We start from the raw sequence: 23362 nt of genomic DNA on the forward strand, positions 1-23362 counted from the left end.
GATGTACGTTGCCGTCAAGGGCGGGGAAGCCGCCATCCTTGCAAGCTACCGCCTGCTGGCCGAACAGCGCCGCGGCGACACCGGCATGCCGGAGCTGTCGGTGCGCCAGATCCGCGAACAGCTGAAGCTCGCGGTCGACCGCGTGATGACCGAGGGCTCGGTCTACGACCCTGAACTGGCCGCGCTCGCGATCAAGCAAGCCTCGGGCGACATGGTGGAGGCCATCTTCCTGCTGCGCGCCTACCGCGCGACGCTGCCGCGCCTCGGCGACAGCGTGGCGCTCGACACCGCGCGCATGGCGCTGGACCGCCGCATCTCCGCCACCTTCAAGGACCTGCCCGGCGGCCAGGTGCTGGGTGCGACGCACGACTACACGCAGCGCCTGCTCGACTTCGCGCTGCTGGCCGAGGGGCGGCAGCAGGCCGCGCCCGCGCCCGCGGCCGATGCAGGCACGCCGCCCGCGTCCGTCACGCCGCGCGTGGTCGACCTGCTGAACCAGGAAGGGCTGATCGAGACCCGTCCCGTGCCGCCCGGCGACCCCGCGCCGGTGGACCTCACGCGTGCGCCGCTGCGCTTTCCGGCCGACCGCGCCACGCGGCTGCAGAACCTGGCGCGCGGCGACGAGGGCTTCCTGCTGGCCATGGCCTATTCCACGCAGCGCGGCTACGCGCACAGCCACCCTTTCGTGGGCGAGATCCGCTTCGGCAGCGTGGAGCTGGAGCTCGCGCCCGAGGAGCTCGACTTCACCATCTCCATCGGCGACCTGGAGATCACCGAATGCGAGATGGTCAACCAGTTCGCGGGCAGCAAGAGCGAACCGCCGCAGTTCACGCGCGGCTACGGCCTGGCCTTCGGCCACTGCGAGCGCAAGGCGATGGCGATGAGCCTGGTCGACCGCGCGCTGCGCGCCGACGAGCTTGGCGAGCCGGTGGAGGCGCCCGCGCAGATGCAGGAGTTCGTGCTCTCGCACAGCGACAGCCTGGAGGCCTCGGGTTTCGTGCAGCACCTGAAGCTGCCGCACTACGTCGACTTCCAGTCCGAGCTCGAGCTCGTGCGGAAGATGCGCGCCGCCGCCGGCGCGGGAGACCACGAATGACGACCACCGAATACAACTTCGCCTACCTCGACGAGCGCACCAAGCGCATGATCCGCCGCGCCATCCTCAAGGCCGTGGCCATCCCGGGCTACCAGGTGCCCTTCGGCTCGCGCGAGATGCCGCTGCCCTACGGCTGGGGCACCGGCGGCATCCAGGTGACCGCCGCGGTCATCGGGCCGCGCGACATGCTGAAGGTGATCGACCAGGGCTCCGACGACACCGTCAACGCCGTCAACATCCGCCGCTTCTTCGAGCGCACCACCGGCGTGGACACCACCACGCGCACGGCCGAGGCCACGCTGATCCAGACGCGCCACCGCATCCCCGAGGCATCGCTCGCCGAAGGGCAGGTGCTGGTCTACCAGGTGCCGGTGCCCGAGCCGATGCAGCGGCTGGAGCCGCGCGAGACCGCCACGCGCACGCTGCACGCGCTGGCCGAGTACGGGCTGATGCACGTGAAGCTCTACGAAGACATCGCGCGCTACGGCCACATCGCCACCACCTACGACTATCCGGTGCTGGTGAACGGCCGCTACGTGATGTCGCCGTCGCCGATCCCCAAGTTCGACAACCCCAAGATGCACATGAACCCCGCGCTGCAGCTGTTCGGCGCCGGCCGCGAGAAGCGCATCTACGCCGTGCCGCCCTACACGCCGGTCGAAAGCCTGAGCTTCGAGGACCATCCCTTCGAGATCCAGCGCTGGGACACGCCCTGCGCGCTCTGCGGCGCGACCGACAGCTTCCTCGACGAGGTGATCACCGACGACCAGGGCACGCGCATGCATGTGTGCTCCGATTCCGACTACTGCCAGTCGCGGCAGCAGGCAGACGGCGTTGCCGCTGCGCCCGACCCGGCGACCGATGCGGCCGCCGTGGACGGAGTTCTCGCATGAACGCCGCGCAAGCTTCTCCCCTTCCGCTGCTGCGCGTGCGCGGCGTCGGCAAGCGCTACGGCGATCGCGTGGCGCTGCACGACGCCTCCTTCGACCTCTGGCCCGGCGAGGTGCTGGCGGTGGTCGGCGAATCGGGTTCGGGCAAGTCGACCCTGCTCGATGCCATTGCCGCGCGCAGCCGTCCCGATGCCGGCAGCGTGCAGTTCCATGTGCGCGGCGGCGGCCTGCAGGACGTGTTCGCGATGACCGAGGCCCAGCAGCGGTTGCTTTCGCGCACCGACTGGGGCTTCGTGCACCAGAACCCGGCCGACGGCCTGCGCATGGACGTCTCGGCCGGCGCCAATGTGGGCGAGCGCCTCATGGGCCTGGGCGAGCGGCACTACGGCCGCGTGCGCGCCACCGCGGCCGACTGGCTGCAGCGCGTGGAGATCGAGCCGGCGCGCATCGACGACACGCCGCGCACTTTTTCGGGCGGCATGCGCCAGCGCCTGCAGATCGCGCGCAACCTGGTCACGCAGCCGCGGCTGGTGTTCATGGACGAGCCGACCTCGGGCCTGGACGTGTCGGTGCAGGCGCGCCTGCTCGATCTGCTGCGCCAGCTCACGCGCCAGATGCAGCTTGCGGCCATCGTCGTCACGCACGACCTCGCGGTGGCACGGCTGCTCGCGCACCGCATGGTCGTGATGCAGCAGGGCCGCGTGGTCGAGACCGGCCTCACGGACCAGGTGCTGGACGACCCGCAGCACGCCTACACCCAACTCCTCGTTTCCTCGGTGCTCCAGCCATGACGACCCCCTTGCTTCTTCTCCAGGGCGTGGCCAAGCGCTTCACGCTGCACCACCAGAACCAGCTGGAGCTGCCGGTGTTCGACGCGGTCGACCTCAGCGTGAGCGCGGGCGAATGCGTGGTGCTCGACGGCGCCTCGGGCCTGGGAAAGAGCACGCTGCTCAAGCTCATCTATGCCAACTACCGCGCCAGCGCGGGCCGCATCACGGTGCAGGCGCCGGCCGGCCCGGTGGACCTGACCGAAGTGGCGCCGCGCGAGCTGGTGCGGCTGCGGCGCGAGACCATCGGCTACGTGAGCCAGTTCCTGCGCGTGATCCCGCGCGTGCCCGCGCTCGACGTGGTGGCCGAGCCGCTCGCCGAGGACGCCGGCGACGACCCCGCGGGCATCGAGGCCGCGCGCGCCGAGGCGCGCCGCTGGCTCGCGCGGCTGCGCATCCCCGAGCGCCTGTGGCACTTGCCGCCGGCCACCTTCTCGGGCGGCGAGCAGCAGCGCATCAACATCGCGCGCAACATGATCAAGCCCAAGCCGCTGTTGCTGCTGGACGAGCCCACCGCCTCGCTCGATGCCGCCAACACGGCCACCGTGATCGAGCTGATCCGCGAGGCCACGGCCCGCGGCGCGGCCATCGTCGGCATCTTCCACGACGCCGAAGTGGGCGCGGCCGTGGCCACCCGCCGCGTCAACGTGGGCGACTTCAGGAGCACCCGGCCATGAGCGCAGCACCCATCGTCTTTTCCAACGCGCGCATGGTGCTGGCCGGCGAGGTGGTGCACGGCGCGCTCTCGGTGGCGAACGGGCGCATCGAGGCGCTGGACAGCGGCGCCACCGCGGCGGGCACGCTCGACCTCGAGGGCGACTACCTGTTTCCCGGGCTGGTCGAGGTGCACACCGACAACCTGGAGCGGCACCTGATGCCGCGCCCCAAGGTGCAGTGGGCCGAGATGCCCGCGCTGCTCGCGCACGATGCCGAGGTGGCGGCCGCCGGCATCACCACGGTGTTCGACGCACTGGGCGTGGGCGAGTCCGACCCCGAGAGCCTGCGCGGCAGCACCTGGGACACGCTGCTCGATGTGCTCGACGGCTGCATCGAGAGCGACCTGCTGCGCGCCGACCACCATCTGCACGTGCGCTGCGAGCTGCCGGCACCCAACACCATCGAGCTGTTCGAGCCGTTCCGCAACCACCCGCGCCTGTCGATGATCTCGCTCATGGACCACACGCCGGGCCAGCGCCAGTGGGAGAACATCGAGGTCGCACGCATCTACTACACCGGCAAGAAGGGCTGGAGCGACGACAAGTTCGACCGCCGCGTGTCCGAGGCCGTGTCGCTGCAGACGCGCTATGCGGAACCCCACCGCCGGCACTTCGTCGCGCATTGCCGCCTGCACGGCATTGCGCTGGCGAGCCATGACGACACCACCGTGGCGCACGTCGAGCAGGCGCATGCGGAGGGCGCCAGCATGTCGGAATTCCCGACCACGCTGGCGGCCGCGCGCGCCGCGCGCGAACGCGGGCTCGCCAACATCATGGGCGGGCCGAACGTGGTGCGGGGCGGCTCGCACTCGGGCAACGTGGCCGCGGCCGAGCTGGCGCGCCAGGGGCTGCTCGACATCCTGTCTTCCGACTACGTGCCCGGCAGCCTCATGAGTGCCGTGATGCGGCTGGTGGACGAGGGCATCTGCACGCTGCCCGAGGCGGTGGCGATGGTGAGCCGCGCACCCGCGCGCGCGGCCGGCCTGCACGACCGCGGCAGCCTGGAACCGGGGCTGCGCGCCGACCTGGTGCAGGTGCGCATCACCACGCTGGCCGACGGTGCCAGGCACCCGGTGGTGCGCGGCGTATGGCGCCAGGGCCGGCGCGTGATCTGAGGGTGCGGCCGCGGCTGTCGCCGCAATGTCGCACAGCTGTCGCGCGCATGTCACGGCGTCTCGCGAGACTTCACTTGTCTAGACGACTTTGGAATCCAAGATGACCGGTGTCCTGCGCATCCACCAACTGAACAAGCACTTCGCCAACGGCCGGCATGCGCTGCGCGACGTCAACCTGGCCGTGAACCGCGGCGAGATGGTGGCGTTGATCGGCGCCTCGGGCTCCGGCAAATCCACCCTGCTGCGGCACGTGGCCGGCCTGGTGGCGGCCGACGGCGGCACCGATTCGCTGGTCGAGATCGACGGCCGCTGCGTGCAGAAGGGCGGCCGCATCCACCGCGACATCCGCAAGCTGCGCTCGCAGGTCGGCTTCGTGTTCCAGCAGTTCAACCTGGTGGCGCGGCTGCCGGTGCTGGTGAACGTGCTCGTCGGCTCGCTGCACCGCATGCCCTGGTGGCGCAGCTGGCTGCGCATGTTCACGGCGCAGGAGCGCGCGCTGGCACTCGAGGCACTGGGGCGCGTGGGCATTGCCGACTGCCATGCGCAGCGCGCCTCCACGCTGTCGGGTGGCCAGCAGCAGCGCGCGGCCATTGCGCGCACGCTGGTGCAGGGCGCCAAGGTGGTGCTGGCCGATGAACCCATTGCATCGCTGGACCCCGAGTCCTCGCGCAAGGTGATGGAGATCCTCGCGCGCATCAACCGCGAGGACGGTTGCACCGTGATCGTGTCGCTGCACCAGGTCGACATCGCGATGAAGTACTGCCCGCGCGTGGTGGCGCTGAACCAGGGGCAGGTGGTGTTCGACGGCCCGTCCTCGGCGCTCACGCCCGCGCTGCTGCGCGAGCTGTACGGCGTGCAGGCCGACGAGCTGCTGCGGCCCGCCGCGCCGACCCCGGCACCCGAAGGCACCAACGTGCACGTGCTGAACCCGACTGCTCCCGTGTCGTGGGCTGCGCAAGCCGCATAGCCCGCGAAGAACGCGTCTTTCCATCCTTTCCATTCTCCTGGAGCCATCCATGATCAAGAAACTCGTTGCCGCCGCCGTGCTGGGCCTCGGCCTTGCGGGCGCATCGCTCGCGCAGGACATCAACTTCGGCATCATCTCGACCGAGGCGACGCAGAACCTCAAGGGCGACTGGCAGCCGCTGATCGACGACATGAGCCGCCAGACCGGCCTCAAGGTCACGGCCTTCTTCGCACCCGACTACGCCGGCATCATCGAAGGCATGCGCTTCAACAAGGTGCACCTCGGCTGGTTCGGCAACAAGTCGGCCATGGAAGCGGTGGACCGCGCGGGCGGCGAGGTGTTCGCGCAGATGGTCAACGCCGACGGCACGCAGGGTTACTACTCGCACCTGATCGTGAACCGAGAGAGTCCGCTCAACACGCTCGACGACGTGCTCAAGAACGCGAAGAACCTGAGCTTCGGCAACGGCGATCCCAACTCGACCTCGGGCTACCTGGTGCCGGGCTTCTACGTCTTCGCGCAGAACAAGCTCGATGCCAAGTCGATCTTCAAGGTGACGCGCAGCGCCAACCACGAGACCAACGCGCTGGCCGTGGCCAACAGGCAGGTCGACGTGGCCACCAACAACAGCGAGAACCTCGAGAAGGTGAAGGAGCGCTTCCCCGAGAAGTTCAAGGACATCAAGATCGTCTGGACCTCGCCGCTGATTCCGCTCGATCCGCTCGTCATGCGCAAGGACCTGCCCGAGGCGACCAAGGCCAAGCTGCGCAGCTTCTTCTACAACTACGCCAAGACCGATCCGCGTGAGAAGGAGATCGTCATGAAGATCTCGAAGCTCTCGGGCTTCAAGGAATCGAGCGACAAGCAGCTGCTGCCGATCCGCCAGCTCGACCTGTTCGGCCAGCGCACCAAGATCGAGGCCGACACCGTGCTCGGCGACGCCGACAAGAAAGCCAAGCTGGCCGACATCGACAAGAAGCTGGCCGCGCTGAACTGAGCGCGCGCCACTTTTCTTTCCTGCTGCACTGCTGTGTCCGCCATGCAACCCACGGTCCCTCTCGTCCGCCCGAGCCTGGCGCCTGCGGCGTCCGCCGCTCCCAGGCGCAGCCTCGCCTGGCAGCTCGCGTGGGCGGGCCTGCTGATCCTGCTGGCCGCGTCCTGGAAGGGCGCCGACATGCGCCCGTTCGAGCTCTGGCGCGATTCCGGCAACATGGCCACCTACGCGGCCGAGTTCTTTCCGCCGAACTTCACGCAGTGGCGCATGTACCTGCAGGAGATGGTCGTCACCTTGCAGATCGCGCTGTGGGGCACGGCGCTGGCGGTGGTGAGCGCCGTGCCGCTGGCGCTGCTGGCTTCCGCCAACATCGTGCCCTGGTGGATCTACCAGCCGGTGCGCCGCCTCATGGACAGCTGCCGCGCCATCAACGAAATGGTGTTCGCGATGCTGTTCGTGGTGGCCGTGGGCCTGGGCCCCTTCGCCGGCGTGCTGGCGCTGTGGGTGCACACCACCGGCGTGCTGGCCAAGCTGTTCGCCGAAGCCGTGGAAGCCATCGATCCGCAGCCGGTGGAAGGCATCCGCTCCACGGGCGCCAGCGCGCTGCACGAGATCGTCTACGGCGTGCTGCCGCAGGTGATGCCGCTGTGGATCTCGTATGCGCTCTATCGCTTCGAATCGAACGTGCGTTCGGCCTCGGTGGTGGGCATGGTGGGCGCGGGCGGCATCGGCGTGGTGCTGTGGGAAATCATCCGTGGTTTCCAGTACGCCGAGACCTGCGCGGTGATGCTGATCATCGTGGTGAGCGTGAGTGCCATCGACCTGGCGTCGGCCCGCATCCGCAAGTTCCTGATCTGATCCGAGCTGAGGACGGGAGGGCGTCCGCGGGCGAGGCAGAATCCGGCGAGGACTTCCGCATGCCCATGAACGCCCCGACATCACCCGCCATCCTCCAGGTCCACGACCTGGGCTTTTCCTATCCGGGCCAGCCCGCGCTCGCATCCGGCTGGTGCGCTTCGGTGGGCGAGGGCGTCACGCTGCTGTATGGCGACACGGGCAGCGGAAAGTCGACCCTGCTGCGCGTGATTGCGGGCATGCTTCCCGCGTCCGGAAGGCTGACGCTCGCAGGCGCGCGCCTCGACACGCAGCCCGAGGCCTACAGGCGCAACGTGTTCTTCTGCGACCCGGCCACCGAAGCCTTCGACCAGGTCACCGCGCGCGCATGCACCGCCACCCTGGGAGAGGGCGATGCGGGATTCGATGCGGCGCAGTGGCAGGCGCTGGTCGAGGGCTTCTCGCTGGCGCCGCACATCGACAAGCCGATGTACATGCTCTCGACCGGATCGAAGCGCAAGGTCTGGCTGGCGGCGGCGCTGGCCTCGGGACGTCCGCTGGTGCTGCTCGACGAACCCGAAGGCGCGCTCGATGCGCGATCGATCGGCTGCCTGTGGAAGGCCGTCGCGGCGCGGGCCGGACGCGCGGGCCACGCGATCGTCATTGCGAGCAGCGCACGGCTCGATCACGTTCCGCAGATTCCGCTCGCGGGCTGCATCGCGCTGCCGCTGCGCTGAGCCGCGCCGGCGGTACGAGGACGGGGGCCTTCAAGGCGGCATGGCCTTCAGCGCCCTGGCGGAACGGGCGAGCCCTTCGAGAATGCGGCCCGACACCGCGGCCGGAAAGCGCTCAGGCAGGCGCGCGGCGATCCGGTCGATCACGCCGGGTGTTGCTGCGAGCACGCGCTGGATGAGGTCCTCCGCGTCCGGCCCGTAGTGGCACTTCTGCGCCATGGCGTTGAAGTGGCGCCGCTGGATGGTCTTGAACTGGTCATGCTTGCTCTTGCCGATCAGGGCCATGGCCAGTTTGGCCTCGTGCCTGGAGAACTGGCTCGGACCGCTGCCCTCCACGGGCCAGATGGACATCACGTCGTACACGGGAGTCAGCCTGTAGCGGCCCATCGGCAGCCATGCGATGCTGAAGTTCTTCGCGTGTCCGTCGGGCGCGCCGAGCATCCAGAAGAGCAGTTGCACGGTGATCAGCGTGGCCAGGTCCTGCTGGGCATCGACCGAGCTTCGCAGCACCCCTGCCAGGTCGACCATGCCGGGGCCACCGTCGGCCTCGTACTTCAGGTGCGGCGGCTTGCCCAGGGCCTGGCAGAAGTCTTCCTGCGGCAGGCGCAGCCACCGTTTGCCGGACGAGTGCAGCCTGCGATCGAAGCGTTCGACGGCCAGCACCTTCTGCGAGCCGAAGCGCAGGACGGCCGTGCTGGGCACGGGTATGCCGTACTCCTGCAGGATGTTCAGGCAGAGCCACTCGTTTTCCACCGAGGTGCTGAAGTCGGCTTTGCGGTGGCCGACCAGGCCCAGCGGCAACTTCAGGATGTGCGTGGTGGGCGTCGAGCCGCGCGGGCGAAGCCATTGGCCCTCGTGCCACAGCAGCGCGGTCTTCTCCTGGGCGCCGGCCAGGGAGATGCGCAACTCGTCTTCGGGTGCGGATTGCGCAGCGAACCTGCCGGGATCGACGGTCTGCTGCAGCAGCTTCTCGACGTCGGCCTCGCTCATTGCCTCGCCCTCGATGCCATCGACATCCGCCGGACTGTCGTCTTCGCCCAGCAACTGGATGGCGCCCACGCAATCGCGGCCGATGGCCTGCAGGAGGTCGAAGGGCTGCGCCGTGCGTGTCCTGAAGCGGCTCGCGATGCGGTCGCGCATGGGCTGACTGTCGGGCAGCAAGTTGTCGAAGTAGTTCTGGACGACCGGGCCCCTGTGGATGAAGCCGCCGACCAGCGGCAAGGAGAGCGAGAGTGGGCGCCCTGTCGGCGAGCCGACCCAGGTGTCGTCATAGCGCAGCTCGTCCGCCCCGCGCGCCGGAATGCGCCAGGTGCCGACGCGCTCGCCGTTGGCCCAGATGGAAAGCGCCGGCATGTTCGATGGACGCGCCATGCTCACCACTCCGGAGCGGGCGGCTCGTTGGCGACGTGTCTTGCGCTCGGGTGGCCGGCATCTGGTGCTTGCGCAGTCGAGCGCTTTGCTGGATTTTTCGAGCCGACCATGATCTCGAGGCCAAGCGCACCGAAGAGCGCCAGCAGTTGCTCCAGGCTCACCGAGCCGGGGTTGAGCTCCATGTGGGACATGCGGCTCTGGCTGATGCCGAGCCGCTCGGCCAGCTTCACCTGTGAGATGCCCGCCTCCTTGCGGGCCGCCTTGAGGAGCACGCCGAGCTGCGATGGAACCGAGAGGACTTGCTGCATGGCAACACCAACGTAATGGGTAACCTGCAGTTTACCAATATGGTGGGTATTTGTCAAAATACCCGCCAAATAGGTAATTCGAAAGATACCCATGCCATGGGTATCTTGTCTGCCAGAGCGCCTACCGGCCCAGGAATTCGATCGCCCTGGGTACGAAGTCGGCATGGAACTGGAACACGCTGCCATGGCCGGCATCGGGATAGATGAAGAGCGTGCTGTTCGGAAGCCGCCGAGCCAGTTCATGCGAATTCGATGTCGGGACCATCCGGTCATCGTCGCCGTTGAGGATGAGCACCGGCTGCCTGACTGCCGAAAGATCGACGGGCCTCTTGCGGCCCCAGGCCTTCAGTGCCCGCAGCTGCGCCAGGTATGCGGCGATCGTGATCTTCTTGTCGCGGTGGTCCGAGCGTTCCTTCAATCGCGCGAGAAAGGCCTTGCCGGCCTCGATGCCGCCCGGCGTGCGCGTGAAGAACAGGAACTGCTTGGGGTCCTGGCCGGTGACGAGGCCCCGCAGCAGGTCCCAGTGCGACACCCTGGCCACCGTGCTGATGCCCTTGCCGCCCGCGGGGCCGGTGCCCGCGACGATCATCCTGCGCACGAGCTGCGGCTCCTTCAGCACGATTTCCTGGGCGATCATGCCGCCCATCGAAAAGCCGAAGAGGTCGACCTGCGCGAAGCCCATTGCCTTGATGAAGGCGATGGCGTCGTCCGCCATCTGTTCCATCGAATCGGATGGCGAGCCGCTCGACGCGCCGACGCCGCGGCTGTCGAAGGCGATCACGTGGTGCTTCGCGGCGAGGCCGTCCATGATGCGAGGGTCCCAGTTGTCCAGGACGGCCGCGAGGTGAACGAGGCACACCACCGGGGTCGCACCATTGCGCGCTCCCAGTTCGCGGTAGGCGAAGTCCACGCCACCGGCCGAGATGGACTTCGTGGGAACGTCCGTCCAGCGGTGCACTCAGGCCACCTGCGGAAGGTAGCTGGGCCTCGGCGCCGTCATCCCGAGCTTGACTTGCTGGGTGAGTTCATCGGCCAGCACCTCGTCGAGATTCGATTCGAGCCCGTCGAGCGCACGCTTCACGATCAATTCGGGGCTCGTCTTCGGCACATCGAACCCGCGCGTGAGGTCGGTATCGACATAGGCCATGTGCAGCGCCAGCACCTGCGTCTTCTGCGCCGACAGTTCGCTGCGCAGGGCATTGGTGAGCGACCATGCGGCCGACTTGCTTGCCGAATAGGCCGCCAGCTCGCCGCCGTTCACCCACGAGGCCACCGACAGGACGTTGAGCAGCGCGCCGCCGCCGTTGGCCTTGAGAATGGGCGCGAAGGCCTTGCTCATGCGCAGCACGGCAAAGAAGTTGGTCTCGAAAATGCGGCGTGCCGTGTCTTCGCTGTCGTCCGCGAGAAAGCCGCCCGGCTGCGCAATGCCGGCGTTGTTGACCACCAGCGTCACATCGGTCGCCAGTGCCGCGGCAGCGGCCACATCCTGCGGATTGTTGACGTCCAGGCGCAGCGCCTGGACGCCGGCCTGGGTCACGGTTTCGGGATTGCGAGCGCCCACGTAAACCTTGCGCGCGCCGCGGGCCAGCAGCTCGTGCGCGAACGCCAGGCCGATGCCGCGGTTGGGGCCCGTGACAAGGGCGACGGAATTTTCGATCTTCATGAGGAGTCTCCAAAAAAAGAAAGGGACAGGAAATGAACGGGGCTCACTTGAGCTTGACGACGACCTTGCCCTTGGCGCGGCCCGCTTCGACATAGGCCAGGGCGTCATTGGTGGCGTCGAACGGGAACACCCGGTCCATCACGGGCCGGATGGCACCGGCCTCGATGAGGCGCGTGATCTCGCGCAGCTGGCTCCCGTTCGCCTTCATGAAGAGAAACGAGAAATCGACGCCGCGGCTTCGGGCCCTGCGCCGGACGCCTGCGCTCAACAGCCGCATGACCAGCTTCACGAAACCGGGCGCGCCGATCTGCTTGCCGAACTCGGGATCGGGTGGGCCGGAGATGGTGATGAGCTTGCCGCCGCGCATGAGCACGCGCAGGGATTTCTCGAGCGTCTTGCCGTCCTGGCTGTTCAGGACCACGTCGTAGTCGCGCAGCACATCCTCGAAATCCTGCGTCCTGTAGTCGATGGCGACATCCGCGCCCAGGCGCTTCACGAGCGCGACATTGGTCGGGCCTGTGGTCGTGGCGACGGTGGCGCCCAGGTGCTTGGCCAGCTGGATCGCCAAGGTGCCGACGCCGCCGGAGCCCGCCTGGATGAAGACCTTCTGTCCCTTCTTGAGCCCGGCCTTCTCGACCAGCGCCTGCCAGGCCGTCAAGGCCACCAGCGGAATGGACGCGGCTTCTTCCATCGTCAGGCCCTGCGGCTTCGGCGCGAGCGATGCCTCCTTGACTGCGACGAACTCGGCGAAGGTGCCGATCCGGAAATCGTCCGCCCGCGCATAGACCTCGTCGCCCGGCTTGAACTGCTGCACGCGCGGGCCGACCTTGGCCACGACGCCGGCCACGTCATGGCCCAGCACGAGGGGCAGGCGGTACGGCAGGATGAGCTTGAACTCCCCATCCCGGATCTTGGCGTCCAGCACGTTCAGGCCGGCGGCATGCACCTCGACCAGGACTTCGTCGTCGCGCAGTTCCGGCATCGGCACATCTGCCGATCGCAGCGCCCCCTTTTTGGCGTATCGATCGAGAACAAATGCTTTCATGGTCTTCCTTGTTCCTGGCGTATCCAGGTCTGTGAACGGCCCAGCATGGGCACACCGATGTAGCCGCGCACGCTGAGCTTCTTGCCGTTGTCGGTCAGGCGCACGGTGCTGCGATAGACCTTGCCGTTGTCGGGATCGAGGATCTGGCCACCGGCATATTCGTCGCCGTCCTTGCTCAGGCCGCTGAGGATCACCAGCCCGACGATCGGTGCGTCCCTGTTGGCGCCTTCGCACTTGTCGCAGGTCGGATTCGGGTCTTGGTCCGGGGCCGGGAACACCTTCTCGATCTTTCCCTGGAGAACGCCATTCGATTCGGTGAGGCGGATCAGCGCGCGCGGCTTGCCGCTGACGTCGTTGACGTTCTTCCACAGGCCAACGGGCGATGTCTGGTCCGCCCGGGCCGGCATCGCCGCGAGCGCTGCGGCCGCGGTGAGGCCCTGGAAGGCGAGCGCGACAAGGAGCGGGAGCGCGCGGGGGCCGCCGGCCGGACGTCGTTCATGTCGCATGATAATCATCATATTTGTTGGCGAGAAAAAAGGATGCGTGCCGCGGTGGCGGATTCAGGCCGGAGCCAGGTGCTTCAGCGCGGCCTCGCACAGGCCGTCCGACAGCGCCGGATCGTCGACCGCACGCGCCAGCAGCAAGGTGCCCACCATGGTGGCGACGGTCACGAATGCGCGTTCATGTGCGGCGGGCTGCCCCCAGTCGGGCGACTGGCGCGCGGCGAGATCGATCATTTCCTTGACGTGCCGGGTGGTCACCCGGCGGACTTCGGCGGCCTGGCGCGGCGTTTCCGAGCCCAGCGCGGCCAGTGGGCACCCCATTTCCGCGTGTGCCACGTGTTCCGGCGAGAGATAGGCGCCCAGCATGGCGGCCAGGGCCTGCCCGGGGGGGGCCTCGGAGGCGACCTTCGCCACCGCGGCCGCCGATTCCGCGCAGGCACGGCCCACGGCTTCGGCCAGCATGGCCTCGCGCGACGGGAAGTGGGCGTAGAAGGCGCCATGGGTCAAGCCGGCTTCCTTCATGATGTCGGCCACGCCGGTGCCGTCGTAGCCGCTGCGCCGGATCGCCCGGGCAGCCACGGACACGATGCGCTCGTGCGAGGCCTCCTTGGCCGCTGCCCTGACGCTGTGCTTTGTATTTCGCATGATGCGTATCATACATTTTATTCGCCGAGACTCAAGCGCGCAGGGTTGATCCGGCCATGGCCGCAGCAGGGTTGCTGCGGCAGGACGTTTGCACCGATCTCTGACGCAGGGGGATGCGGCCAGAACCGGATTGGAAGCGCTGGACGACCTTGCTCTTGCCGGGCTCGACCATGTCCTGGAAATCGATCCGGCGATAGTTGAGCTTGCCGACCTTGCGCCCGGATTCCAGGCCGCTCGAGAGGGTCCTGGCGCGAAGTGGGTCATCGAGCGAGTGCCGCCAGACAAGGACGAGGATTGAACGTCTTCCCATTCGGAGGCTCAGCGCCTTCGGTGGAAGGACGGCCACCGGCCCGGGGCCGACCCGAAGACCGGGCAGAATGGCCGCCCGCAACATCCTGAGCCTTCCATGACAGCCTGGACCATCGCCGAAGCGACACAAGAGGAAGTGAAATCGGGCGAGCTCGGTCGACGGCTGCGCCATTTCAACTACGGCTTCGTGGGCGAGTATCCCGAGCAGCGGTATATCCGCCTCAACGCCAGGGACGGGAACGGCCGGCTGCTCGGCGGACTGCGAAGCTTCGTGTTCCTCTGCTGGCTCCACATCGACGTGCTGTTTGTCGAAGCGGACGTACGCGGCTCGGGCCTGGGCAGCCGTCTGCTCGCCGAGGCCGAGCGGCAAGCCATCGAGTTGGGCGCAACGGACGCCAAGCTCGAGACCTTTGAGTGGCAGGCGCGCGCGTTCTACCAGAAGCACGGCTACGAGGAGTACGCGCGCATTGAAGGCTACGCGCACGGCTTCTACCTGGCGTCCATGAAGAAGACGCTGGCGCGCTGAGCAGCGCAGGCTTGCTTTGGCTGCCGGCCAACACCGAACGTTCCCCGCCGCCTGCCAGTTCGCCCCTCAACTCCAGAAGCATGACCATCGAGGCTGACCTGAACATGAAGACTGGAGAAGGGCCGGAGTGAGCGACTTGCCGGCGTGGGGTTTTCGTGCAGCAAGCGGCATTTTTGTCCGTCAATCCTTGCGTTGAGTCGCCTTCTCTGTCTGGTGGCATCGGTGGGCGGGCGCCTCTTGATGGGCACTGCCACGGGGTCGAGAAGCCTCTCTTGGGCGAATTCTGCCGGAGCAGTGAACGGCTGTTGTGGTCGAAATTCTGCCGCACGCCCGCCGCGCGTACAGCCGCATGGGGCTCAGTGGTAATCCTCTTCGCGCTGATGACGAACGGCCAACACTTTGACCTCCCGCCCCGGAAGGATTTCGTAAAGGGCCACATAGCCTGTGGAACCAAGGCCTACGATCAACTCTCGGCGCGTTGTACGCCTGCCATCTCCCGCTTTCCGATACGCCCAAGGATTCTCGGCCAGCCGCTTCTTGATACCGGTGCGAAGCTGGTGCAAAACATGCTGAGCTTGGTCCAGTTCCTCCAAGGTCTCTGACCGTACGACGAGGAACTCGAACAACCGCTCAAGGTCATCCTCGGCCTGCGGGGTCATCTCAACCCCGAACAACTCAGTCACGTGCTGGGGCTTTGCAATTCGCGACGTCGTGCATCAATGCGGGCCTGGAGGCGGTCAAACACTTCGTCCACGGGGTGCGAAACACCGGTTCGCAAGTAGTCCTGCCAAGCGGACTCGCCGCGCGCGAGGAAGTGCGTCTGGACTCGACGGAAGTCAACTGCCCGGCGCACGGCATCGGCCACAAAGGTGCTGATGGTTTCTTCTTTACCCAGGACCGATTCCAGCTCGGCACGCAGTTTCGGTTCGACACGAACGGCAGGCAAGGTGCACGATTTCATGGCAGTAAGTGTAGCACATTTGTAATGCCTTCGCCGCCTTGTCCCGACGCTGGTATTGGAAGGTGACGAGTGTCTGGGCCCGACGTTTGCGGACCGCGGTCATCGCACCGCCGAGCGATGGTTTCCCGCGGCTGGCTGCACACAGGCGGACCCGTCCGACGCTATGTTTCCGAGGCCGCAGCCGGTGCGTACGCGATGTTCCGACATGCGCGCCGCACGGTCATGCATCCGGCCCGAGCGGCGCAGCTGGAATCGCCAGGCGGAATGTGGACCCGCCGGTGCCCGTTTCGTGCAGCACCACGTCGCCGCCATGGCGGATCGCGATCTCGCGCGACAGGTGAAGCCCCAGTCCGGTGCCGGCCACTGCGCTCGCGGTTTCGGCACGGAAGTATTTCTCGAAGATGCGGGCCGCATCGGCCGGTGCGACCCCGGGCCCCCGGTCGATCACGTCGACCTGCACGGTGTTGTCCGTCTGCCGCAGCACGACATGCACCGGTTGCTCCGGCGGCGAGTACTTCAATGCGTTCTGCATCAGGTTCTGCAGCGCGATCTCGAGCAGCGCCCGATCACCGCGCACCCTGGACAGGGGCTCGTGCACGTCGAGGACCAGGCGCGAAGCGCCGGGGAAGTGGAAGCTCTCGCACAGGCCGCGCGCGAGTGCCGCCATGTCGAGGGCTTCGATGCGAAGCGTCCGGTTCTCGGGCTGGAGGCGGTCGGCCAGCAGGATGTTCTCGATCAGCATGGTCAGGCGCTGCACGGCGCGCCGGATCCGCTCGGTGCGCTGCTTCACCACGGGCTCCGTGCCGAGCTTCGAGATGTCGAGCGATTGCGCCGCGCCGTCGATCACTGTCAACGGCGTGCGGAACTCGTGCGACACCATGGAGACGAACTCGCGCTGTTGCGCGATCGCCTGGCGCTCGACCTCGAGCGACTCGCGCAGTCGGGCTTCGAGGCGGGCACGGGCCGCGATCTCCTCATGCAGCGCGGCATTGGTCTGCTGCAGTTCGGCGGTGCGCCGCGCGACCGTGCCCTCGAGCGCCTGTTCGGCTTCCAGCCGCACCGCGAGCACGCGCTCGCGCTCGGCGCGGAAGTCGCGCTCGGCGCGACGCGTCCGGTCGGCCACGGCCACGTTCAGCAGGATGAGGTGGAACATGGTGCCGAGCCAATAGATGCGGTCGGGCGTCACGCCCGGCACGCGGTCGCCGAACCAGAGCTTCAACAGCCCGTAGAGTCCCAGCACCGTTCCCACCGCGAAGGCCGAGGCCGGAAGCAGGTACTGGAACTGGCGCCGCACGAAGAGCAGGTAGCAGACGAAGACCGCGCCGAACAGCGTGGATGCGGTGCTGCCTGCGCTGACCCAGGTCGCGATGGCGGCGTGATGGCCGGCCAGGGCCAGCACGAATGCAGCGAAGTTGAACACCACGACCGCATTGAAGAAATATGCCGCGGGCGGCCAGTGGTGCCGGAACTGGAAGATGCGCGACATGAACGCGGTACCCACCATGTTGAAGAAGCAGTTGACGGCCAGCAGCGTCTGCGCAACGCGCTCGGGGCGATCGTCGAGGAACCACTGCGCGGCGAACCCCTGGCGGTTGACCGACAGGGCCGCGATGCAGAGCACGTAGAGCGCGTAGTGGGCGTAGAGCCCGTCCCGCAGCCAGGCCCCGAAGATCAGGTTCATGCAGACGGCGAGCAGGGTGGCGCCGAGCAGCACGCCCATGGTGGCGTAGTCGGCCGTGCGGTCGCGCTCGAAGCCGAGGGGCTGCCACAGGTCCAGTTCGGCCCGCAGCGACGGCCCGTCGTTGCGCAGCCGCAGGAAATAGACGGCCGGCTCGGTCGGCAGGTCGAGCGGGAACGCGAAGTTGTGGTCGGGGATCTCGCGCGCCGCGAACGGGCGTGCGTCGCCGAGCGGCGTCTCGACGAATCCGCCGCGCCCGTCCGGCGCATACAGGGTGGCTTCGTGGATGCGCGGCGGTCGCACGCGCAGCAGCCATCGCGCGGGCGCGTCGGCCGTGCGCGCGAGCGAGAAGCGCAGCCACACCGCGTCGCGGCCGAAGCCTTCCTGCACCGGCCCTTCGAGCGGCGCGAAGCCGCTTCGCTGCGCACCGCGCGCGACGTCGGCAATGCGCCACCGGCCCGAGGGATCGCGCTGGATCTCGAGGGCTCCGGAGAGTTGCACGCCGCGGCCGAGGCCGTCGGATGCCGACAGGACCAGCGCCCTGGCGGGCATCGCAAGGCACCCCAGCAGCAGGCACAGAAGAACGAGCAGGCAGCCTGGGCCTGCCCGGGTGGTTTCGACGTCGAGGCGCATTGGGGCGCGACTTTATACTTTCCGCGCCATGCCATCCCCGAGCCCGCGCACCGGTCTTCGCATCCATGTGATCGAAGACGACGAAGACATCCGCACAGAAACCGTCTTCGCACTCGGAGAGCTCGGCTTCGACGCGGAGGGCTTCGGCGATGCCCCGTCGTTCTACAAGGCGTTCGCGGTCCAGCCCTGCGACATCGCGGTCGTGGACATCGGACTGCCGGGCGAGAGCGGCCTCGCGGTCGTTTCACACTTGCGCGCGGTGCAGCGACGGCTCGGGCTGGTGCTGGTCACCGCGCGGGGCAAGCTCGAAGACCGGCTGCTGGGCCTGCGCGAAGGTGCCGACGCCTACATGGTGAAGCCGGTGAACATGCTGGAACTGGCCGAGACGCTGAACGCGGTCGGCCGCCGGCTCACGGCCGCACCGCAGGGGAACGCAGTGCCTGCGCCGTCCGAACCCGCCGCCTGGCGCCTGCTCGAAGGCGACTGGATTCTCGGCGATCCCGAAGGCCGGCAGATGGCGCTCACGACCAGCGAGCGCGCCTTCCTCGGCTGCCTGTTCGGGCAGCGCGGCACAGCGGTGAGCCGCGACGACCTGATCCGCGCGCTCGGTGGCGACGTGTTCGATTTCGACGAGCACCGCATCGACGCGATCGCCAGCCGGCTGCGGCGAAAGGCCGCGAAGCTCGGCATGCGCCTGCCGCTGCATTCGGTGCGCGGCAAAGGCTACGTGCTCGCGAGCTGACGCCCCCCGGCGCCGGGCGCACGGGCCAGGCGCATGGTGAGGAACCGTCAGAAAAGGTCAGGAAGGGCACATGAAACAAACGGTCGGGACTTGCACCATGCGGCACGCGCCATGTGCCGCATCTTCATGTCCTACTGGCTCCAATCTTCCACCGAGCGTGCGCACATCCTGGTCATCGACGACAGCGTCGAGGAGCTCCAGGTGCTGCTTGCCGCGCTGCGCCGCGTCGGCCACCGCATCAGCCTTGCCTTCGACGCGCTCGAGGGCTACCGCCGCGCCGGGGTGTTGCAGCCTGACCTGATCCTGCTCGACGTACACCTGGGTGCCACCAGCGGCTTCGAGGTGTGCCGGCTGCTGAAGGCGGACCACGCCACCGCGCACATCCCGGTGATTTTTCTCACCGCCGGTGCCACGCTCGAGGAGCGGCTGACCGGTCTGCGAGAGGGCGGCGTCGACTACATCCTCAAGCCCTTCGAACCCGAAGAGGTGCTGGTTCGCGTCGCGGTCCACCTCACGCTCGCACGCCGCGGCACGCAACCGCCGGCGTCCGAAGACGACGAACCCCACGACCTGGACCGCGTGATCGTCACGGCCGCGCAGCGGCTCATCGAGGGCGACCTTGCGAACGTGCCACCGCTGCCGGCGCTCGCCGCGCGCGTGGGCACGCACGAGAAGCGGCTGACGCGGGCATTCCGTGCGCACACGGGGCGGACCGTGCTCGAGTTCGCGCGCGAGGCGCGGCTGCTGCGCGCGCAGCATCTGCTCGCCCAGACGCCGCTCGGCATCGAGGAGTTGGCACATGCGATCGGGTTCTCGAGTGCCGCGAATTTCACGACGGCATTCAGGGAACGCTTCGGCAGCACGCCCGCGGCGTATCGGCGGCTGTATCGCGGCTCCGTGTGCGACGCCTGAAGCGCTGCGTTCCGCTCAGCCAGCGCAGCGCTTAGGCGGAGCAGGCCGGGGCTTCGGGGACCTGCACATTCAAGAGCAGGGCGACGGTGCCGGCCAGTCCGCAGAATGCAACCAGTTCGGCCATGCCGTGTTCTCCGAAATGCCGCTGCACTTGCCCGAACACGTCGTCCGCGACGCGGTGGTGTTCGGTGAGCGCCAGGAAGAACCGGCCTGCGGCCTCCACGGGTCCGCCATCCTCTGGAATCCTGCCGGCTGCAATCGCCTCGACCATCTCCGGCGAAAGTCCGGCCGACAGGGCCTTGGCTGCGTGGGTCTCCCATTGGTGGCGGCACTGCTGCCTGTGCGCGGTCATGAGAAAGACCGCTTCCCGCACCCGCTGCGGCAGCGTGCCGGTCCAAAGCTCGGTCGAGAGTTGCTCCAGAAGATCGGCAATTCGGGGGCTCCCCAGCAGCGGCAGGTAGGGGGCCGGCACGCGACCGCGCCGCCGTTCGATCAGGTCATAGGCCGCGCGCTGTCCTGCGGAACGCGAGGCCTCGGCCGTCGCAGGGAAACGAGGGGCTGCATGCGGGCCTGCGGGCGTCGTCTCAGGCATTGGGCTTGATGTTGCCGGCCTTGACCACGGCGGCCCATTTCTCGATCTCCTGGCGGATGCGGGCCCTGAACTCCTCGGCGCTGCTGCCGACCGGAACGAAGCCGAGCTCGACGAGCTTCTGATGCAGCGGGCCCGCGCGCACGGCCTGGGCCGCGGCGGACGACAGCCGGGACACGGTGTCCGGCGCCAATCTGGCCGGACCGATCAGGCCGAAGATCGGCGTGGCGTCGACGCCGGGCAGCCCGGCTTCCTGCATCGTCGGCGTGTCGGGCAGTTGCGCGGCCCGGCGCATTCCGGTGACTGCCAGGGCGCGGACGGTGCCCGCGCGGATGTGGTCGATCATCGTGGGGACCGTGGTGAACCCGAACTGGACGTGGCCCGCAAGCAGGTCGTTCAGCACGGTGCCGCCGCCCCGGTACGGCACATGGTTGATGTCGATCGCGGCGGCCTTGCGCAACTGCTCGCCGGCCAGATGCGGCGCACTGCCGACGCCGGCCGATCCGTAGTTGAGACTGCCCGGCTTTGCCTTGGACAGGGCCACGAACTCCTTCAGCGTCGCTGCGGGAACCGCGCTGTGCACGATCAGCACCAGCGGCGCCGATGCCATGAGCGAAATCGGCGCGAAGTCCTTCTCGGTGTCGTACGGCAGCGCGCTGCCGAAAAGCCCGGGGTTGATCACGAACGCCGTGTCGACGAAGCCGAGCGTGCGGCCGTCCGGTGCCGCGGTGGCGACGGCACGCGTGCCGATCTGCGTGCCGGCACCTCCCCGGTTGTCGACGATCACCGGCGCCGCGACGGCGGGCTCCAGGGCCTGCGCCATCAGGCGGCCGAGCGTGTCCGTGGCGGCACCCGGAGGGTAGGGCACGATGAGGCGGACCGGCGTCTTCGTGTCGGCGAGCGCGAGGCGGCCCGCGCCGAGCGACCCCACCAAGGAAAGCGCGGCGCCACCGAGGATCAGTGATCGCCTTTTGTGCATGGGCATTTCAGTCTCCTGAGAACAAGTTCTAGATGCGGCGCACGAAGCCGCTGTCGAGCAGCGCTGCTTCCGGGTCGGCGCCCAGCCCGGGCCGGTCCGTCAGCTGGAAGGCGCCGTCGATGCAGGGCACGGCGTCGCCGTAGGGCGTGAAGCCGAGATCGCAGAAGAGCCGCTCCACATGCACTTCGTCCTCCTGCGCTGCCAGCACGTGCAGCGTGGCCAGCAACCCGGGGCCGAAGAAGGCCGACTGCGGTGCACAATGCACGGCGCTGCCGGCACACTCGCGCGAGAGCCGCAGCAGCGTGGTGACGCCGCCCGATTTGATCGCGCAGGGCTGCAGGTAATCGACGGCCCGGGCTTTCGCCATGACGCTCAGTTCATGCACGCTGCTGGCGTTCTCGCCGGCGGCGGTCGGCACGCCGGTTCGAACGCGCAGTGCACGAAGCGCTTCGAAGTCCTCCGGCGGCCAGAGTGGCTCCTCGATCCAGTGCAGGCCGAAGGCCGACATCCTGGCCACCACCTCGTCGGCCTGGTCGACCGTCCAGGCGCAGTTCGCGTCGACCATCAGCGGCATATCCGGGCCCATCACGCCGCGCGCAGCGGCCACGGCCTCGGGTGTCTTCTCGTGCAGCTTCACCTGTTCGAAGCCGGCCGCCAGCGCACGCTCCACATTCCTGGCCACCAGCGCCGTGTCGCCGTAGTACTGAAGCAGCGACGCGTACGCGGGCAGGCGGGTGCGTCGCGCGCCGCCGAGCAGGTCATGCAGCGGCACGCCGGCGATCTTCGCCCTCAGGTCCCAGATCGCGATGTCGAGGCCGCTCAGCGCATGCAGTACCGGCCCCGAGCGGCCCATGTTGTGCAGCGTGCGTTCGAGCGAAGCCATGAGCCCGGGGTCCGCCGCGTCCCGGCCTGTCGCAAGGGGGGCGACCCGGCCGCGAAAGATCGCCGAGAGCGCGTCGAGTTCGGCGCCATACGATTCGCCCCAGCCGACCAGGCCGTTGTCGAGTTCGACGCGCACAAGGCCGCTGTCCAACGTGGTTCTCGGCCGCCCGGCGAACAATGGTGCCGGCGCGCCGTGGTCGAAGGGCAATCGAAGCTGGAGGCAGTCGATCGATCGAATGGTGGTGGACATCAGGCTTTCTTTGATCAATTGGTAGCGCTACCAAAAAGCCGATGGTACGGCCGTATACGGTCCCGCGTGTGCGGGTTTCTATCTAGGCGCTCTCGCGCGTCACGATGGAGAAGCCCACGTCGACCTTGGTTTCTCCGACCTCGAGGCCTTCGCTGCGGCTCACGATGAACCGGGCCGCGAGCTGGCCGATGCGCGTGCTGTCGATGCGCACGGTGGTGAGCGAGGGCGACACGTCCGCCGCGAAATCGAGGTCGCCGAAGCCGACCACGGCGAGGTCCTGCGGCACGCGCAGGCCGCGCGCCGCGGCCTCGGTGACGACGCCGAGCGCCAGCACGTCCGAGCTGCAGAAGATGGCGTCGGTCCCGGGCTGATGCCGCAGCATCTCGCCCAGCGCCTGGCGGCCGCTGCGCACGGTGGCCGGCGCCACCACGGTCTCGACCTGCACGGCGACCGCGCGCCTGCGCGCCGGGCCGCGCAGCGCCGAGTCGACGAAAGCACCGGCCCGCCGGGCCGCGCGCTCGTGATTGCCGCCGATGAACCCCAGGCGGCGACGGCCGCGCTCGAGCAGGAACGTGGCCACGGCGGTCGCGATGGCCTCGTGCGAGAAGCCGACCAGCATGTCGATCGGATCCTGCACCATGTCCCAGGTCTCCACCACGGGAATGCCCGAGGCCACCAGGCGCCGCCGGCCGGCCGCAGAGGGCACGACGCCGCCCAGCACGATGCCGTCGGGCCGGCGTCCGATGATGGCGTCGAGCAGGGCGTCCTCCTCCTGCGTGCCATAGCCGCTCTGGCCCAGCATCAACTGGTGGTCGCGGGCCGCGAGTTCGGCGATGAGGGACTGCACCATTTCCTGGAACACCGGCCCGGCAATCGAAGGAACGACAGCCGCGACCAGGCGGCTCCGCTGGGAGGCCAGGCTTCCGGCCACCCGGTTGGCGACGTAGCCTGTCGACTCGACTGCCGCGCGAACCTTCGCGAGGATGGCGGCCGAAACCTGCTCGGGCGCGTTCAGCGCGCGCGACACGCTCATCGCGGAGACGCCCGCCAGGCGCGCGACTTCGAGCAGGGTGATGCCGCCGGCGACTCTTCCGCGGCGCGGCGGCAGCGGCGAGGGCGCGGAGCGTCCTGCTGCGGCAGGTTGTTTGTTCGAAGGGGGCGGCATGGACGGTGGCAAGGGCGCGAAAAGCTTA

27 protein-coding genes are annotated in these 23362 nt (G+C 68.2%); 12 read left to right on the forward strand and 15 right to left on the reverse strand.

All coding sequences use genetic code 11. The features are described 5' to 3' along the window. Position 1 precedes the first annotated feature (1 nt). The 9 genes from FB547_RS28385 (at position 2) to FB547_RS28425 (ending at position 8176) form a co-directional block, all read left to right on the forward strand. Positions 2-1096 carry a carbon-phosphorus lyase complex subunit PhnI gene (locus tag FB547_RS28385; protein WP_145746967.1) on the forward strand — a complete coding sequence of 365 codons (1095 nt, stop codon included), beginning with the start codon at positions 2-4 and terminating at the stop codon, positions 1094-1096. Continuing rightward, positions 1093-1989: an alpha-D-ribose 1-methylphosphonate 5-phosphate C-P-lyase PhnJ gene (locus FB547_RS28390; protein WP_145746968.1), complete on the forward strand. Its 897-nt coding sequence runs from the start codon at positions 1093-1095 to the stop codon at positions 1987-1989. Before FB547_RS28385 ends, FB547_RS28390 begins: the two co-directional genes overlap by 4 nt. Beyond that, positions 1986-2777 carry a phosphonate C-P lyase system protein PhnK gene (phnK, locus tag FB547_RS28395; RefSeq protein ID WP_145746969.1) on the forward strand — a complete coding sequence of 264 codons (792 nt, stop codon included), beginning with the start codon at positions 1986-1988 and terminating at the stop codon, positions 2775-2777. The genes FB547_RS28390 and phnK overlap by 4 nt, the downstream gene beginning before the upstream one ends. Beyond that, positions 2774-3490: a phosphonate C-P lyase system protein PhnL gene (gene phnL / locus FB547_RS28400; RefSeq protein WP_145746970.1), complete on the forward strand. Its 717-nt coding sequence runs from the start codon at positions 2774-2776 to the stop codon at positions 3488-3490. The genes phnK and phnL overlap by 4 nt, the downstream gene beginning before the upstream one ends. Then, positions 3487-4644 carry an alpha-D-ribose 1-methylphosphonate 5-triphosphate diphosphatase gene (locus FB547_RS28405; protein WP_145746971.1) on the forward strand — a complete coding sequence of 386 codons (1158 nt, stop codon included), beginning with the start codon at positions 3487-3489 and terminating at the stop codon, positions 4642-4644. Before phnL ends, FB547_RS28405 begins: the two co-directional genes overlap by 4 nt. Positions 4645-4744: 100 nt before the next feature. Beyond that, positions 4745-5611 (forward strand): phosphonate ABC transporter ATP-binding protein, encoded by an 867-nt coding sequence (gene phnC / locus FB547_RS28410; RefSeq protein WP_145746972.1) that lies wholly within the window; start codon positions 4745-4747, stop codon positions 5609-5611. 49 nt (positions 5612-5660) lie between these two features. Then, positions 5661-6608 carry a phosphonate ABC transporter substrate-binding protein gene (gene phnD / locus FB547_RS28415; RefSeq protein WP_145746973.1) on the forward strand — a complete coding sequence of 316 codons (948 nt, stop codon included), beginning with the start codon at positions 5661-5663 and terminating at the stop codon, positions 6606-6608. 42 nt (positions 6609-6650) lie between these two features. Then, positions 6651-7463, forward strand: coding sequence for a phosphonate ABC transporter, permease protein PhnE (gene phnE / locus FB547_RS28420; RefSeq protein WP_145746974.1), 813 nt, complete (start codon positions 6651-6653; stop codon positions 7461-7463). A 59-nt stretch (positions 7464-7522) separates the two neighbouring features. Next, on the forward strand, positions 7523-8176 hold the full coding sequence (locus FB547_RS28425; RefSeq protein WP_261380434.1) for an ATP-binding cassette domain-containing protein: 654 nt from the start codon (positions 7523-7525) through the stop codon (positions 8174-8176). 30 nt (positions 8177-8206) lie between these two features. On the opposite strand, the gene FB547_RS28430 is transcribed toward FB547_RS28425, so the two are convergent. From FB547_RS28430 to FB547_RS28465, 8 genes are read right to left on the reverse strand one after another with little or no spacing between them, the layout of a single operon-like run. Further along, positions 8207-9544 (reverse strand): type II toxin-antitoxin system HipA family toxin, encoded by a 1338-nt coding sequence (locus tag FB547_RS28430; RefSeq protein WP_145746975.1) that lies wholly within the window; start codon positions 9542-9544, stop codon positions 8207-8209. Positions 9545-9546: 2 nt separating this feature from the next. Continuing rightward, a complete protein-coding gene (locus FB547_RS28435; RefSeq protein ID WP_410000820.1) occupies positions 9547-9945 on the reverse strand; it encodes a helix-turn-helix domain-containing protein in 399 nt (132 codons plus the stop codon). 28 nt (positions 9946-9973) lie between these two features. After that, the gene (locus FB547_RS28440) at positions 9974-10810 is read right to left on the reverse strand and encodes an alpha/beta fold hydrolase (RefSeq protein WP_145746976.1); all 837 of its coding nucleotides are present in this window, start codon (positions 10808-10810) and stop codon (positions 9974-9976) included. Continuing rightward, positions 10811-11515 carry an SDR family oxidoreductase gene (locus FB547_RS28445; RefSeq protein WP_145746977.1) on the reverse strand — a complete coding sequence of 235 codons (705 nt, stop codon included), beginning with the start codon at positions 11513-11515 and terminating at the stop codon, positions 10811-10813. It abuts the gene before it with no gap. Between the two features lie 43 nt (positions 11516-11558). After that, a complete protein-coding gene (locus FB547_RS28450; RefSeq protein ID WP_145746978.1) occupies positions 11559-12560 on the reverse strand; it encodes an NADP-dependent oxidoreductase in 1002 nt (333 codons plus the stop codon). Next, entirely contained in the window at positions 12557-13078 is a 522-nt protein-coding gene (locus tag FB547_RS28455) for a DUF2147 domain-containing protein (RefSeq protein WP_145746979.1), read from the reverse strand. Before FB547_RS28455 ends, FB547_RS28450 begins: the two co-directional genes overlap by 4 nt. 42 nt (positions 13079-13120) lie before the next feature. After that, complete coding sequence (locus FB547_RS28460; RefSeq protein WP_145746980.1) at positions 13121-13720, reverse strand: TetR/AcrR family transcriptional regulator; 600 nt, start codon at positions 13718-13720, stop codon at positions 13121-13123. Positions 13721-13739: 19 nt separating this feature from the next. Further along, positions 13740-14018 (reverse strand): hypothetical protein, encoded by a 279-nt coding sequence (locus FB547_RS28465; protein WP_145746981.1) that lies wholly within the window; start codon positions 14016-14018, stop codon positions 13740-13742. Between the two features lie 96 nt (positions 14019-14114). On the opposite strand from FB547_RS28465, the gene FB547_RS28470 reads away from it, so the two are divergent. Next, entirely contained in the window at positions 14115-14543 is a 429-nt protein-coding gene (locus tag FB547_RS28470; RefSeq protein WP_145746982.1) for a GNAT family N-acetyltransferase, read from the forward strand. A gap of 356 nt (positions 14544-14899) precedes the next feature. Here the strand turns inward: FB547_RS28470 and FB547_RS28475 are convergent, their stop codons facing one another. The 3 genes from FB547_RS28475 to FB547_RS28485 form a co-directional block, all read right to left on the reverse strand. Then, a complete protein-coding gene (locus FB547_RS28475; protein ID WP_145746983.1) occupies positions 14900-15226 on the reverse strand; it encodes a type II toxin-antitoxin system RelE/ParE family toxin in 327 nt (108 codons plus the stop codon). Further along, a complete protein-coding gene (locus tag FB547_RS33405) occupies positions 15223-15504 on the reverse strand; it encodes a YlcI/YnfO family protein (protein ID WP_186454273.1) in 282 nt (93 codons plus the stop codon). Before FB547_RS33405 ends, FB547_RS28475 begins: the two co-directional genes overlap by 4 nt. Positions 15505-15724: 220 nt before the next feature. After that, complete coding sequence (locus tag FB547_RS28485; protein WP_145746985.1) at positions 15725-17815, reverse strand: sensor histidine kinase; 2091 nt, start codon at positions 17813-17815, stop codon at positions 15725-15727. A 28-nt stretch (positions 17816-17843) separates the two neighbouring features. Here FB547_RS28485 and FB547_RS28490 point away from each other — a divergent pair, with 28 nt between their 5' ends. Continuing rightward, positions 17844-18557 carry a response regulator transcription factor gene (locus FB547_RS28490; RefSeq protein ID WP_145746986.1) on the forward strand — a complete coding sequence of 238 codons (714 nt, stop codon included), beginning with the start codon at positions 17844-17846 and terminating at the stop codon, positions 18555-18557. A 126-nt stretch (positions 18558-18683) separates the two neighbouring features. Further along, positions 18684-19469 (forward strand): helix-turn-helix domain-containing protein, encoded by a 786-nt coding sequence (locus FB547_RS28495; RefSeq protein ID WP_145746987.1) that lies wholly within the window; start codon positions 18684-18686, stop codon positions 19467-19469. Between the two features lie 31 nt (positions 19470-19500). Here the strand turns inward: FB547_RS28495 and FB547_RS28500 are convergent, their stop codons facing one another. The 4 genes from FB547_RS28500 to FB547_RS28515 all read right to left on the reverse strand — a co-directional run bounded on the left by FB547_RS28500 (position 19501) and on the right by FB547_RS28515 (position 23334). After that, the gene (locus tag FB547_RS28500) at positions 19501-20061 is read right to left on the reverse strand and encodes a carboxymuconolactone decarboxylase family protein (RefSeq protein WP_145746988.1); all 561 of its coding nucleotides are present in this window, start codon (positions 20059-20061) and stop codon (positions 19501-19503) included. Next, positions 20054-21043, reverse strand: a complete 990-nt coding sequence (locus FB547_RS28505) for a tripartite tricarboxylate transporter substrate binding protein (protein WP_261380435.1) — start codon at positions 21041-21043, stop codon at positions 20054-20056. The genes FB547_RS28500 and FB547_RS28505 overlap by 8 nt, the downstream gene beginning before the upstream one ends. Before the next feature lie 22 nt (positions 21044-21065). Beyond that, on the reverse strand, positions 21066-22169 hold the full coding sequence (locus FB547_RS28510; protein WP_261380436.1) for a mandelate racemase/muconate lactonizing enzyme family protein: 1104 nt from the start codon (positions 22167-22169) through the stop codon (positions 21066-21068). Positions 22170-22251: 82 nt separating this feature from the next. Then, entirely contained in the window at positions 22252-23334 is a 1083-nt protein-coding gene (locus FB547_RS28515; protein WP_145746989.1) for a LacI family DNA-binding transcriptional regulator, read from the reverse strand. Between the last annotated feature and the right edge of the window lie 28 nt (positions 23335-23362).

The sequence above is a fragment of the Variovorax beijingensis genome (assembly GCF_007828835.1).
In the GTDB taxonomy this organism is placed as follows: domain Bacteria; phylum Pseudomonadota; class Gammaproteobacteria; order Burkholderiales; family Burkholderiaceae_C; genus Variovorax; species Variovorax beijingensis_A.